The organism is Maridesulfovibrio salexigens DSM 2638 (assembly GCF_000023445.1).
Classification (GTDB): Bacteria; Desulfobacterota; Desulfovibrionia; order Desulfovibrionales; family Desulfovibrionaceae; genus Maridesulfovibrio; species Maridesulfovibrio salexigens.
In genome coordinates, this window is the sequence record NC_012881.1 from 2300073 (window position 1) to 2313467 (window position 13395).

Consider the following 13395-nt stretch of genomic DNA (forward strand, 5'->3'; position numbering starts at 1 on the left):
CAAACGAACATTATCCACATAAAAGACTTTAAATATTAACTTTTACCATTAGAAAACCCTCACCACACCCATACTTTGTCAACCTGCGCTGACACCCTGTTTTCAGCCCAATCATGTCTCAAAAGTCACCAACCGAACCTAACCACCACAAAAACAAAGCAGAAACACACATGGCACGTTTTTCTCTTTAGGGAAGCCGTAACATGATGGAAGGTGAATGGATTTTATCAAATTTTAACTGAAGGAAAACCGATGCCGGTAACAACAGAAATTGCGCTGCGCATGGTCGCTGCCGCACAGAAAAAAGCGGAAGAAATCGGTGTGCCAATGGTCATTGCCGTGGTTGATCAGGGTGGGAATCTTCTTGCTCAGGTCCGCATGGATGATGCTCTTTTAGTGAGTATCGACCTGTCCCTGAACAAAGCCTACACCGCCGTAGCCGCCAAGATGAGTACAGAAACCCTATGCTCTGTATCTCAGCCCGGCGGTGAACTCTACGGCATCCACAACGCGAACAATGGACGCATTGTCATTTTCGGCGGCGGACTGCCCATTGAAGAAAACGGGAAAGTAATCGGTGGAATAGGTGTCAGTGGCGGAAGTGTTGCTCAGGACACAGCTTGTGCGGAAGCAGGTCTTGCAGCTTTTAAATAGGTTTTACCAATTTTAAGGAGTGGAAAATGACTAAGAACAAACCCAGCGTTGAAATCCCCAAAACAGTAGGCGCATCCGGCAGAGTAACCAAAACCCTTGATCGTTTCCTGAATACCGCCCCGGCAGTCTGCGCCGAACGCGCGGTGCTGATCACTGAATCCTACAAGGAGACCGAAGGTCAGCCCATGTCTATCCGCCGCGCCAAGGCTCTGGAAAAGATCCTTTCCGGCATGTCCATCTTCATTCAGGACGATGAACTCATCGTCGGTAACCAGTGCTCCATGCCCCGTTCAGCACCTATCTTCCCTGAATTTTCCTGCAAATGGGTTGAAGATGAACTGGACCGCCTTGAAAAAAGAACCGCTGACGTATTCCTTATTTCTGAAGACGTAAAAGCCAAGCTGCGCGAAGCATTCACCTATTGGGACGGCAAGACCGTTAATGAAATTGCATCCCAGCTCATGCCCGCCGAATCCCTCGAAGCGCATAACGATGTAGTCTACACCGTAGGTAACTACTTCTATAACGGCGTAGGCCATATCTCCGCCAACTACGAAAAAGTCCTTAACCTCGGTATCAACGCCATCATCAAGCAGGCCGAAGACAAACTTGCTACCCTTGATTTCGCTGACGGTGAACAGCTCAACCAAATGCATTTCCTCAATTCGGTTATCATCGCCAACAAAGCAGTCCTCGCTTTTGCCAAACGCTTTGCCGATCTAGCTGAAAAAATGGCCTCTGCCTGCGAAGAGCCTACCCGTAGAATAGAACTGAAAGAAATCGCCCGTATCTGCCGCAAAGTCCCTGCCCAGCCCGCCGAGAATTTTCAGGAAGCATTGCAGGCATTCTGGTTTGTACATCTGGTCATCCAGATTGAATCCAATGGACACTCTATCTCACCCATGCGCTTTGACCAGTACATGAACCCCTTCCTGCAAAAAGACGACATCTCCATCGAGCAGGCTCAGGAAATGCTGGATATGCTCTGGATCAAATTTGCTGAACTGAACAAGGTCCGCGACGAAAACTCCACCATGGCTTTCGCCGGGTATCCCATGTTCATGAACCTTATTGTAGGCGGCCAGAAACGCGACGGTTCCGATGCAACCAACGCCATGTCTTATCTGGTGCTTCAGGCTGGGGCCAACACCAAGCTCTACGCTCCGTCCCTGTCCATCCGTATCCACGAGGGTACCCCCGATCCGCTGTACAAAAAGGCAGCAGAACTGAGCCGCATGGGTATGGGTTACCCCGCATACTACAACGATAGAGTTATCGTGCCCGCACTGCTGGCCCGTGGTCTTGAGCGTGAAGATGCCCGCGATTACGGTATCATCGGTTGTGTTGAGCCTCAGGTGGGCGGCAAGACCGAAGGCTGGCATGATGCTGCTTTCTACAACATGTCCAAAATCATCGAGCTGGCCCTCAATGATGGTGTTGACCAGCGTACCGGAAAGCAGATCGGACCCAAATCCGGCAAGATGGAAGAGTTCAAATCCTTTGAAGACGTTATGGAAGCATACACCCAGCAGACTTCCTACTTCGTCAAGCTCATGGCTGCCGCTGACAACGCTGTAGATATGACTCATGGCAAGCATTGTCCGCTGCCTTTCCTCTCTTCACTCGTTGATGATTGTATTGCCGAAGCCAAATCCTTGCAGGAAGGCGGAGCACATTACAACTTCACCGGACCTCAGGGCGTAGGTGTTGCCAACGCAGGCGACTCCCTGACCGCTATCAAGAAACTGGTTTTCGATGAAGAAGCCATCACACTCAAAGAGCTGCATGCAGCGCTTGCCAATGACTTCGAAGGTCAGGAAGACCTGCGCATGATGCTTGTTAACCGAGCACCCAAATACGGCAACGATGACGATTACGCGGATGAAATCGCCAAGGAAGCCGCGCTGATCTACTGCGAAGAAGTGAACAAGTACACCAACCCCCGCGGCGGTAAATTTCAGCCCGGCCTGTACCCCGCTTCCGCAAATGTGCCCCTCGGTTCTGTAGTTATGGCTACCCCTGACGGACGTAAAGCATGGTCACCGCTGGCAGACGGTGTATCGCCCATCTCCGGTTACGATTCCTGCGGTCCCACCGCATCCGTACTCTCGGTTGCCAAACTGGACCACGAAATCGCATCCAACGGAACCCTGCTGAACCAGAAGTTCCACCCCTCCGCCATTGAAGGCGAAAAGGGGCTGGAAAACCTCAAGGCCGTTACCGAAGCCTACTTCCAGAACGGCGGATTCCACGTGCAGTACAACGTCATCAGCCGGGATACCCTGCTTGATGCTCAGGCCAACCCTGAAAAGCACAAAGGACTGGTTGTCCGCGTAGCTGGATACAGCGCATTCTTCACCGCGCTCGATAAATCCCTGCAGGATGACATCCTCGCCCGTACTGAACAGAACTTCTAAAGTTGCCTCCGGCGGCTGGGGAAGGGAAACTTTTGCAAAAGTTTCCCTTCCCCAGACCCCATCCCTTCAAAACCTTTCAGTAAGGCTTCGCCGCTTTGAGCGGGAAAGTGAGAATAATTTTATGAGATGGAAAGAGAGGCAGCATAAATTTAGTTTAGACGACAAGAACAAAGCTGACCTTACGGGATTAGTCTTTGATATTCAGCGCTTTGCTGTGCATGACGGTAACGGTATTCGCACACTGGTCTTTTTGAAGGGCTGTCCGTTACGCTGCAAATGGTGCCAGAACCCTGAATCCATGAGCAGCAAGCCTGAAATCATGCGCATCCCTCACCACTGTATAAGCTGTGTGAAGTGCGCTACCCTTTGCCCGGAACAGGCAATTGAATACCGGGAAGACGGGGTATTTATTGACCGGGACAAATGTACCTATTGCGGTGAATGTGTTGAGAAGTGCTATGCCGGGTCTATGACAATTGTGGGTCGCTACCTGACCGTCGAAGAGGTCATGGAAGAAGTTGAACGCGATCGTCCGTTTTACAACACTTCGGAAGGCGGAGTTACTTTTTCCGGCGGAGAACCGACCATGCAATCTGCATTTTTAATTGCAGCATTAAAAGACGCAAAAGAACGCGGATTACATACAGCCATTGAATCCTGCTGTTTATGTTCACCCAAAACATTTGCCAAGGTTTTGGATTACACCGATCTGGTGCTCACCGACATCAAGCACATGGATTCGGATCGACACAAGGAGCTGACAGGAATGCACAATGTGCAGATTCTGGAGAACATCCGCATGGCTGCGAAGACGGGCAAGAAATTACGTATTCGCATACCGCTCATTCCCGGATGCAACGATTCTAAGGAAAACATAAAAGCCACTGCTAAATTTGTGGAATCGCTAGGTGCAAACGTGGAAGGACTGGACATTCTGCCCTACCACCGTCTCGGCGAACCTAAATGGGAACAGCTTGACCGTGAATACACCTTGAGTGGTGTTAAGCCCCCTGAGCGCGAACATGTCATGGAACTGAAAGATCTGGTTACACCTCACTGTCCGAATGTTTCAGTGGGTGGTTAGGAAAAACGCTATATAACTAAAGAACTAGCCTTCAATGCTTGAAGGCTAGTTCTGTTTTTTTAGTCACCTAAACAAAGCTAACTGATAGCTTCAAAACCTCACTCACCATCAGTCCATCATTTGGGTATAAGCTTCCACCCGATTGCGTCCATTCTCTTTGGCGGCGTAAAGCGCCAGATCCGCATGCTTAAGCAAGACATCTACGTCAGTGATGGACCTATCCAGCACGGCAACTCCAAGACTGACTGTAAAATCTACTATTCCCCCATCCGGGAGCTCAACAGATGCTTCCTCTAAAACCACACGCAACCGCTCTGCCAGAAGCATGGCACCTTTTAGATCGGTTTCGGGAAGTCCAACCGCAAATTCTTCGCCACCGAGACGTCCGATGATGTCAACATCACGCAAAACCCCCTTTGCTGTTGCCGCGATAGCCTTGAGCACCATGTCTCCCACATCATGACCATATGTGTCATTTACTGCCTTGAACTTGTCAACATCGAACATAACAAGCGAAAGAGGTCTAGAATAACGAATGCTTCGCTCTATTTCACTTTTAACCAGTTCAATAAAATAGCGACGATTGTTGAGCTTGGTCATATCATCCGTAGTAGCCATACGCCGCAACTGGTTTTCCTTCTCACGCGACTCGGTGACGTCCCAATTCACGCCAATCAATAATTCTGGTTTACCGTCAGCATTTTTTTCAATAAGCGCCGCAGCCTTAATACAGCGAACCTGATTACTCGGCCATATCACACGAAATTCCGACTCCCAAAAACCAGTGTGCTCAGTCGCGATCTGTAAAGACTGTTCAACATTGTATAAATCATCAGGATGCACACGACTCTTCCAGATCTCATAGATTCCATCGAATTCTCCGGATTCCAGACCGTAAAGCCGGAACATCTGGTCATCCCATTTTAGATCATTAGTTCGTAAATTCCATTCCCATACACCAATTCCTCCTGCTTTTGACGCAAGAGTCAGACGATTGGCATAATGCCGAAGCTCCTGTTCGAGGCGTTTACGTTCTGTGATATCGCGAACGCTACCAACAGCCAGATAGGAATCTCCCAGCTTGAAAGATGTGACTGATCTTTCTGCGAGAAAAACTTCTCCATTTCGACGAACCGCAGGCATTTCCTTGACCCGACCAATAAGAGGCCCCTGGCCGGTTTGAGCAAAATCTTTCATACCCTTAGTTACTTGGTGATGATATTCTTTCGGACTAATAAGCTGATGAAGTTGCTTACCTATGACTTCTTCAGCCTTCCACCCAAACATCTTTTCGGCTGCCGAGTTCCAAAATGAAATAACATCATTTACATCAACAACTATGACAGCATCATAGGAAGATTCGGACATTGCTCTCATTTTTTCTTCACTGGCCCGGAGTTCCTCTTCGGCCAATGCACGTTCAGTAACGTCAAGAACGGTTCCCATAGCATGCGTTGGTGTCTTTCCGCTCAAAAGACAAACAGTTCCTCCCCGCTCCTGAACATGACGAATTTCACCGCTAGGACGGATTATCCTATGATTCACCTCATACTCGGAACAGGAATCCGTCGAAGATTGGAATGCATCAAGGAACTTTTGCATATCATCCGGATGAACCATGTCTAAAAAGCGTTCAAGGGTAGGAACAAAAGTATTTTTATCCACTCCAAAAATTCGGTATGTTTCATCCGACCACCATATCTCTTCATTTATATGGTCTAGCCGCCAGCTACCGAGGTGAGCGATGGACTGGGCCTGATTAAGATTTTGCTGAATTGCCTGAATGGCGAAGTCCCGTTTAGCAGATCGGTACACGCCGAAGCTGGTAGCAGCCAAAAGCAGTCCTAAAAGAGTATGTACAATAAATGCCAAAGGATGACTGTGTGTCCAGCCTCCATGAGGCATAGCGACAAGAACCCAACTTCCTGATGGAAATGTAACCGGCATGCGCACAGCTTTTGGGGTTGTGAAGAGTTGGGGAGGCCCCAGAAAGACATCGCCTTCCTCACCCAAACCATCAACACCGCGAATTGCGATATCAAGGCCAGTATCACTTATATCCACAACCTTAAAAAGCTTATCAACATCAATAACAGCAGAGACGATGCCCCAGAATTTCTTTCCTTTGTCAGACTCAACAAATACCGGAGCGCGTCCAATAAGTCCGGTACCTCCCTGAAACAAATCCAAGGGCCCGGCAATTACCATCTCCCCAGTTTCTTTTACCCTTTTGGCCTGCTTCCACTGATTCGGTAACTTCCGATAGTCCATACCGACAATCTTGAGATTTCCCTCCAGCGGATAGACAAAACGCATCACGAAATCAGGCGCAGCCCCTAGGTTTTTAAGTAGGTTCTCCCCCGACAACGCTTCCTTGGCATATCTGGCGAACTTTTCCTGCGATTGATCAGGAGCTATTGCAATATAATTAGCAGTGCCTTGGACCAAAAGCAGGTTCTTTGTAATCTCCTTTTCCAGCCGGGCCCTAAGCGCGGCCAATTGTAGAGAAACCTCCACCCTTTGGTCATTCATCTGCTCTCTTGAAAGCTGACCTATCAGAAAAAAATCCAAAGCCAAAATAAAGATTAAAATTATTGCGATTCGGGGCAATACGCGTTTTATCAATACAACCTCCAATCAAGAAATATCACTTTCAGGCACGAACTATAATAGTCCACCATGAATCTCACTCTCTGGGTACTTTAAAGTCCACTAAATCTAACAGATAGATGCATTTAAAGATAGTTTAAATGCCATCATCCCCATCAGGGAACGCTACTCGGAAGCCCAGTCTCAAAACAACAGCTGGAACGCAACAAAGAATTGATAACACAACCAATGTCCATAAAAAACGCCCTCAAGCCGTTAACAGCTTGAGGGCGTTTTAATAATTTATGCAGAATAAGCTAAATCAATTCAGACTTCCTGAACTTCAAAGCTATGCCGGCAAGAACCAGCAGGACCACATCACGGACAATCGTCATCTGCATATCAGAAGCTGTGGAAGCATCAGTGGAAAAGCAACCGCAGGCAACGTCTATGCCGCGATAGAGATTAGCTGAAAGCGCGGCGATAAAAACAAGCAGCATAGCAACAAGAATCGCCACGGCAGTATCTATAAAAACACCGCAGACCAACATGGCTCCGCAAACAAATTCCAGCCACGGCAGAAAGAAAGCCACCGGACCGATCATCATTTCCGGCAGGATCTGATAATTTTTAATGATCTCAGCAAAAGCCATCGGATCAACAATCTTATCAAGACTGGCGACAATAAAAACGATCCCGAGAATAATGCGGGGGAATGATCTAAACTCCATTAGTTTGCCTCCAAATCCATTCCGGCTCCGATCCAGCCGTCAATGCCTTCTGTGTATACGGTCACGTCCTTAAAACCCTGCTCTACCAGTTTCTTGGCTACGATGAGACTCTTACCGCAGGAAAGGCCGTCACAATAAACAATAACCGGAAGATTCCGGTCAATCTGAGCAACCTGAGCCGCAAACTCATCCCCTTCCATACTGGTAGTTATATTCAAAGCTCCGGGAATATGCCCCATGGCGAATTCCATGTCGCTACGGGCATCTACGAAAAAGTACTTACCGACCGTAAAGTCCTGCAACAAATCAGCAGAACCGATCTCCCCTATTTCGGGAGGCTGCGGATGGCTTAACTCCGCAAATGTATATGGTTTAGAGCGGGCAGTATTAAACGCCACTGCCAGTCCGCCGGAAATGACACATATTAAGATTACTTTGACTAAAAACGCGGCAACTTTACCAAACTTCATTAGATTCGCCTGATTTTGAATTAATGATTATCCCGCAGGATTTCGTAAAAACAACTTTAAAAGATTGCCTCGATTCATGCAGGAATGCAAGTACACCTCAAGAATTGAGCAATAAAAAAGGGTGTGTTCATGATGAACACACCCTTCTTTCAGCGAGACCGGACACCCGGGATAAACCGTTACCGCTGCTTCCTTTCGGACCTGACGGGGTTCACAGCGCACCCGCCATCCGGCCTCTCTGTCAAAAAACTTTTTCGTCGTTGCGACGAGATGAAATACCTATTGATTCCGGCTGAAACTGTCAAGCCTTATTACTGAAAATTCTAACTTATTTTTAAAATTACTTTAAAAATAGTTCGTTATGGCTATTAGGAAATTTTAAATTTCAGTGACAGCACTTTATCTCAGTCTTTGTTTCTGCTTAAATACACTGACTCAACCGCAAAAAACAAATCCTAATCCCGGAGAATAATATGGACGCAAAAAATGTTAAAGACGTTGAAGGTATCAAAGTTCAGCAGATCGGCTACAAAGGCGAAAACCATGAAGTTAAAGGCGTAACCATTCGCTGGCTCTCTAAATCCGGTCAGGACGAAAATGGACAGCCTGAATACGGCCTGCGTCACTTCACAGTTGAACCGGGGGGAGAAATTCCGGCTCATAACCATTTCTATCTTCAAACTGTCTATGTAGAGAAAGGCCAGTTCGAATGCTTCGCTTACGACCCGGAAACAGATGCTGTGGTTGATAGCAAAATCTGCGGTCCCGGCGACTTTGTTTTTTCAGACTGCATGGAACCACACGGCATGCGGAACATCAGCGACACAGAAGAAGCGACCTTCCTATGCTGCATCGGCTGTGTTTACGAAAAATAATCTATCTTACAACTCCCAAACTGAAATTTGAAATAAGAAAAGGCCCGCTCAGTATCAGGACGGGCCTTTTCTATTAAATGTCGGTGTTGATCCAAATTGCCGGTTTGAATCAGGAGTTAGAATGTCAATTCTGGAAAACTGCTTGCCTTAATTATACATTATGATGCTTTTTTAGCAAGCTGAATTCTATAATTAATTATGTCATCTACGGTCAGCACGGGCATATCGTGCTTCTGTCCGAATTCCACAATCTCCGGAAGTCTTGCCATTGTCCCGTCAGGATTGGTCAGTTCACAAAGAACACCGCAGGGATTGAGTCCCGCAAGGGTCATCATATCCACAGTGGCTTCAGTGTGCCCTTCTCTTTCCAGAACACCGCCCTCACGCGCACGCAAGGGGAAAACATGTCCGGGCCTGTGTAAATCAGCAGGCTTAGCGCCATCAGCGATAGCGGCCTTTACAGTGGTCACACGGTCAGCTGCGGAAACACCGGTGGTTACACCCTCAGCAGCTTCGATAGTTACGGTAAACCCAGTCTGATAACGGCTGGAGTTAGACTCGACCATCATAGGCAAGCCAAGCTGCTCGGTCTTTTCATCAGTCAGGCACAGGCAGACGATACCGCTGCATTCACGGATCATCATAGCCATCTGCTCATCACTGAGCTTTTCCGCAGAAAAGATAAGATCGCCTTCATTCTCGCGACTTTCGTTGTCAGTAACAAGAATTCCACGACCTTCACGCAATGCCTGAAGACCTTTCTCTACCCTCTCAACAGGGGTACCATACTGGGATAATAGATTCTGATTCATGGTAAATCTCCATATTTCAGTTACCAGAATCAGGGCGATAGAATAGACAGCTATTCACAAAGGAACAGCGCGCAAGTGTAGGGAAGACCACGTGCGGTAAGACTGTCTCATTCTCTTTCATCCGGACTTTAACCGTCGGCTCCGGAGTCTCACCGGATCTGCTGTCCCTTTTCACCGATTGAAAAGGCGCTCGCGGGCTGTCTTTAAATCTTAAAGAATCACCGCCGGTGGGGAATTTCACCCCGCCCTGAGAATTAAGATGATTTTTTCTACTGAGAAACCCATCTGTTAGTCAAGAGGTTATGAAAATTATTTATCCTACTCGCCGCACCTAAAGAATTTCCTACTAAACGTGTACACAAATATCATTTTAATATATTATTTATTTTAATTCATTTCTCAGGGTCATTCATACAGCATATGAAGGGGAACTATTATGAAATTGAAGAGCAAGCTCACTATCTTTCAAATAGCGACAATGTTTATCTCTATAACATCACTGTGTTTCATCTTCATTTATCAATTAAACAAATATTCTGAACGTGAAATGGAGACATACCGTGAGACAATATTTTCCCAGAAAAAATCAGAACTAACAGAACTCGTTAATATGGCTGATAAGACTGTTGCTGCGTACTTCAATAAATCAAAAAACATTGAATTATTAAAAAGAGAGAAAGCAGATTCCCTAAAAAAAATTATAGAATCCGTTACGAGTCAGTTAAAACAATACAATGAAACTCATTCAAAAAAGTTATCCAAAAAAGAACTTACCAAGGAACTAAAGAATCTTATAAAATCAATTCGCTATGACAAAAGCAACTACATCTGGATCAACGATATGGATGCTAATATGGTCATGCACCCTGTTTCCACACATCTTGATGAAAAAAACTTATCTAACATGCAGGATAGTAAAGGTAAGTACTTATTCAGGGAGATGGTAAACATATGCCGAAAAGACGGGGAAGGCATGGTCGATTATTGGTGGAAGAAGCCTGACACCCAAAAAGACACTCAGAAAGTATCCTACGTAAAGCTAATCCCTGAACTGGGCTGGGTTATCGGAACTGGAGCGTGGGTTGATGACATCACAACTGAAATGCAAAACAATGCCCTTGCCCAGCTTGCACAAATGCGCATGCAGGACGGCAACTATTTCTGGGTAAATGATCTTGATGCCAGAATGGTCATGCACCCGATAAAACCAGATCTTAACGGTAAGGACTTATCCAGCTTCAAAGACAAAAAAGGGAAAGCCCTTTTCAAAGAAATGGTAGCAGTAGCCAAGTCCAAAGGTGAAGGTACTGTTGATTACTGGTGGGGAAAACCGGGCAAACCCGGAGTGTACCCTAAGCTTTCTTTTGTGAAGCTCTTTCAGCCGTGGGGTTGGATAATCGGCATGGGGGTATACACTGATGACATTGATCAGGCGCTGGCGCTCAAAAAAGAAGAATTACGCAAGACCATCCGCTCAATGATCTACATGGTTTTCATAGCAGCGGTCATCATCGGTCTGTTGTTAACCGTAGCAGCCTCTGCTTTTGCAAACAGGATAACAGCCCTGATAGGTGCGGAACCTGCTGAGCTTTCCGATATTGCAGAACAAATGTCACAAGGCAACCTTAACCTCGGCTTGAATACTGCGAAGACCCGAGGGGCATTCAAATCCATCGTAAATATGATCTCCAGAATCAAAAAGGTTGTTAATGATGTCCAGCGATCCACTGAAAATGTATCAGCTGGCAGTGAACAGCTTTCAGCTTCAGCGCAAGCCCTGTCACAGGGAGCAATTGAACAGACCAATGCAGTTGAGGATTTGAGTTCTGCTATCGCACACATGAGCGGAAGCATCCGTGAAACAGCTGAAAACGCACGTAAAACCGAAAAGATAACTTCCATAGCCGCCAAGACAACCCAAGACGGCAGTCAGGCTGTGCAAAAGAACCTGATAGCAATGACGGATATTGCCGATAAAATCTGCATTGTCGAAGAAATTGCAAGGCAAACCAACCTGCTCGCCCTCAATGCAGCCATCGAAGCAGCAAGAGCAGGAGAACACGGAAAAGGATTCGCTGTTGTGGCAGCAGAAGTTCGTAAACTTGCGGAAAGAAGCAGAATTGCGGCTACAGAGATCAGCGACCTTTCATCAAACAGCCTAAGTATTGCAAAAGAAACTGAAAACAACCTGAAAGAGCTCATGCCTGAAATTCAAAAAACGACTGAACTCATAAAAGAAATTGCTGAATCATGCGATAAGCAAGACAGCGAAATAACGAGCATCAAACAATCATCCGACCAGTTGGAACTGGTCATCCAGCAAAATGCATCTTCATCGGAGCAGGTGGCAGCAACATCTGAAGAGCTTTCGGCACAGGCCGAGCAACTCCATTCAGCCATGCTCTTCTTCAAACTGGATTAAAAAATAAAAAGAAAACCCCGCTCCATCTGGAACGGGGTTTTAAATTCTCTAAATCCGAAAGCTATTTTATTTGAAGCTGTCTTCAAAAAGTTTTTCAATAGCTTTTCTACCGTTATCCTCAAGAAAGCGGGTACCGGTAGCGGTAAAGTGGCGATGGGTAATTTTAGGATCAGCACACTCAACCCATTTTTCCTTTTCCCAGCAGAACCAGCAGTTCTTATCCTGAGAAAAAACAAACAGAGGCTTGTTGCAGATTTTTGCAAATTCAGCACCCCAGCCGGTTCCGCCTTTTACGGTACCGTCTTCAAGGATATTACCGATGATAAAAATCTCATGGCCGCTATTAACCTGCCAGCAGATTGACTGCAGGACTTTGCGGAAAATAGGAGCGCGGGTAAAGCTGCGATTCATCAGCTTGGAGACATAAGTCAGGCTGACATCCTTGCTTTCAAGCTCTTTTTCAGTGAGAACACGCAGACCACGCTGACGAGCGTTCTGGTGACCTTCAAAACTGTAGTTAACTTCCTGCAGGCCGTACTTTTCAGCATTCACTCCGAACTCGCTTTCTGTGCCGGAAGCACCGCCACTATATAAAATGAACTCTTTAGGATTACTCATTTCTTCCTCCAGTGTTGGCTTGTCTAGATTCGTGAAAACGACTGATACATAAAAATGTTCAAGTCCACAATCAGGATTTTCGGTTGAACTACAATTTGCACCTAACTTGTTGCATACGATAAAATTTAGAACTTATCTACATAAAACAATGATTTTCACGGATTAAGAAATCCTGATTTCATTAAAAAGTAACAATCAACCTGAAGATTAATGTAGCGAAAGAAATTTCTTATTAAGGCATGTTCAAACAATATAATTCATCCTTTTTCCATTCAGTAAAGAAGTAAATGCATTAAAAATTAATGTATAAACACAAAACATAATCTTGTTACAAAAATCACAGAGTCCAGACAAACTATTATACACCTACAAAAACAGGACAAAACTATCGGGCATCACATAGACACAAACACGTGATTTTTTTTCTCAGCAACGCGGTCTGGACAAAGGATAAAAATAGTGTATTATGCTTTTGTTGATTCGGGCTGGAAAATCTCAAGACGAAAGTAGCTACGGCTAAACCGTATAGGAGGTTTTTATGAACAAACACAGCACTATAGAAGAGACTCCAGAAGCTTTGAAAAAGCTGGAAAAGAACAACCCTCAAAAGTATCGTTCTGTAAGCAAGCACATTGCTGCCATGGTCAAATCTCTGGATGAACAGGAAAAAAGTAGCTCTTCCGACTCTAAAACGGAAGACGATCAGGACTAAGTCCTGCACCT

General features: G+C 46.0%; 11 protein-coding genes, 1 other RNA gene and 1 riboswitch. Of the genes, 6 read left to right on the forward strand and 6 right to left on the reverse strand.

All coding sequences use genetic code 11. From position 1 onward, the window contains the following. The first annotated feature begins 252 nt into the window (after positions 1-252). From DESAL_RS10495 to DESAL_RS10505, 3 genes are all read left to right on the forward strand, one after another. Positions 253-654 carry a GlcG/HbpS family heme-binding protein gene (locus tag DESAL_RS10495; protein WP_015851966.1) on the forward strand — a complete coding sequence of 134 codons (402 nt, stop codon included), beginning with the start codon at positions 253-255 and terminating at the stop codon, positions 652-654. A gap of 26 nt (positions 655-680) precedes the next feature. After that, positions 681-3071: a glycyl radical protein gene (locus DESAL_RS10500; protein WP_015851967.1), complete on the forward strand. Its 2391-nt coding sequence runs from the start codon at positions 681-683 to the stop codon at positions 3069-3071. 121 nt (positions 3072-3192) lie between these two features. Next, positions 3193-4155 carry a glycyl-radical enzyme activating protein gene (locus DESAL_RS10505; RefSeq protein ID WP_015851968.1) on the forward strand — a complete coding sequence of 321 codons (963 nt, stop codon included), beginning with the start codon at positions 3193-3195 and terminating at the stop codon, positions 4153-4155. Positions 4156-4263: 108 nt separating this feature from the next. Here DESAL_RS10505 and DESAL_RS10510 read toward each other — a convergent pair whose 3' ends face one another. The 4 genes from DESAL_RS10510 to ffs form a co-directional block, all read right to left on the reverse strand. Beyond that, on the reverse strand, positions 4264-6780 hold the full coding sequence (locus DESAL_RS10510) for a diguanylate cyclase (protein ID WP_015851969.1): 2517 nt from the start codon (positions 6778-6780) through the stop codon (positions 4264-4266). Between the two features lie 281 nt (positions 6781-7061). Next, the gene (locus DESAL_RS10515) at positions 7062-7475 is read right to left on the reverse strand and encodes a MauE/DoxX family redox-associated membrane protein (RefSeq protein WP_015851970.1); all 414 of its coding nucleotides are present in this window, start codon (positions 7473-7475) and stop codon (positions 7062-7064) included. Continuing rightward, positions 7475-7945 carry a rhodanese-like domain-containing protein gene (locus DESAL_RS10520; protein WP_015851971.1) on the reverse strand — a complete coding sequence of 157 codons (471 nt, stop codon included), beginning with the start codon at positions 7943-7945 and terminating at the stop codon, positions 7475-7477. The genes DESAL_RS10515 and DESAL_RS10520 overlap by 1 nt, the downstream gene beginning before the upstream one ends. A gap of 146 nt (positions 7946-8091) precedes the next feature. After that, positions 8092-8187, reverse strand: an RNA gene (gene ffs / locus DESAL_RS19950) — signal recognition particle sRNA small type. A 231-nt stretch (positions 8188-8418) separates the two neighbouring features. On the opposite strand from ffs, the gene DESAL_RS10525 reads away from it, so the two are divergent. Further along, complete coding sequence (locus DESAL_RS10525; RefSeq protein WP_015851972.1) at positions 8419-8820, forward strand: cupin domain-containing protein; 402 nt, start codon at positions 8419-8421, stop codon at positions 8818-8820. A 158-nt stretch (positions 8821-8978) separates the two neighbouring features. Here the strand turns inward: DESAL_RS10525 and ribB are convergent, their stop codons facing one another. After that, positions 8979-9632 carry a 3,4-dihydroxy-2-butanone-4-phosphate synthase gene (ribB, locus tag DESAL_RS10530; protein WP_015851973.1) on the reverse strand — a complete coding sequence of 218 codons (654 nt, stop codon included), beginning with the start codon at positions 9630-9632 and terminating at the stop codon, positions 8979-8981. A 105-nt stretch (positions 9633-9737) separates the two neighbouring features. Next, positions 9738-9891, reverse strand: a riboswitch (FMN riboswitch). A gap of 177 nt (positions 9892-10068) precedes the next feature. Here ribB and DESAL_RS10535 point away from each other — a divergent pair. Beyond that, positions 10069-12054 (forward strand): methyl-accepting chemotaxis protein, encoded by a 1986-nt coding sequence (locus DESAL_RS10535; RefSeq protein ID WP_015851974.1) that lies wholly within the window; start codon positions 10069-10071, stop codon positions 12052-12054. Between the two features lie 66 nt (positions 12055-12120). Here the strand turns inward: DESAL_RS10535 and DESAL_RS10540 are convergent, their stop codons facing one another. Next, positions 12121-12672: a hypothetical protein gene (locus DESAL_RS10540; protein WP_015851975.1), complete on the reverse strand. Its 552-nt coding sequence runs from the start codon at positions 12670-12672 to the stop codon at positions 12121-12123. A 538-nt stretch (positions 12673-13210) separates the two neighbouring features. Between DESAL_RS10540 and DESAL_RS20355 the strand changes: the two genes are divergently transcribed. After that, entirely contained in the window at positions 13211-13384 is a 174-nt protein-coding gene (locus tag DESAL_RS20355) for a hypothetical protein (RefSeq protein ID WP_015851976.1), read from the forward strand. The last annotated feature ends 11 nt before the right edge of the window (positions 13385-13395 follow it).

Coding starts and splice junctions, on each gene's coding strand:
- DESAL_RS10495 (WP_015851966.1), top strand. CDS start 253: ATGCCGGTAACAACAGAAATTGCGCTGCGCATGGTCGCTGCCGCACAG.
- DESAL_RS10500 (WP_015851967.1), top strand. CDS start 681: ATGACTAAGAACAAACCCAGCGTTGAAATCCCCAAAACAGTAGGCGCA.
- DESAL_RS10505 (WP_015851968.1), top strand. CDS start 3,193: ATGAGATGGAAAGAGAGGCAGCATAAATTTAGTTTAGACGACAAGAAC.
- DESAL_RS10515 (WP_015851970.1), bottom strand. CDS start 7,475: ATGGAGTTTAGATCATTCCCCCGCATTATTCTCGGGATCGTTTTTATT.
- DESAL_RS10520 (WP_015851971.1), bottom strand. CDS start 7,945: ATGAAGTTTGGTAAAGTTGCCGCGTTTTTAGTCAAAGTAATCTTAATA.
- DESAL_RS10525 (WP_015851972.1), top strand. CDS start 8,419: ATGGACGCAAAAAATGTTAAAGACGTTGAAGGTATCAAAGTTCAGCAG.
- ribB (WP_015851973.1), bottom strand. CDS start 9,632: ATGAATCAGAATCTATTATCCCAGTATGGTACCCCTGTTGAGAGGGTA.
- DESAL_RS10535 (WP_015851974.1), top strand. CDS start 10,069: ATGAAATTGAAGAGCAAGCTCACTATCTTTCAAATAGCGACAATGTTT.
- DESAL_RS10540 (WP_015851975.1), bottom strand. CDS start 12,672: ATGAGTAATCCTAAAGAGTTCATTTTATATAGTGGCGGTGCTTCCGGC.
- DESAL_RS20355 (WP_015851976.1), top strand. CDS start 13,211: ATGAACAAACACAGCACTATAGAAGAGACTCCAGAAGCTTTGAAAAAG.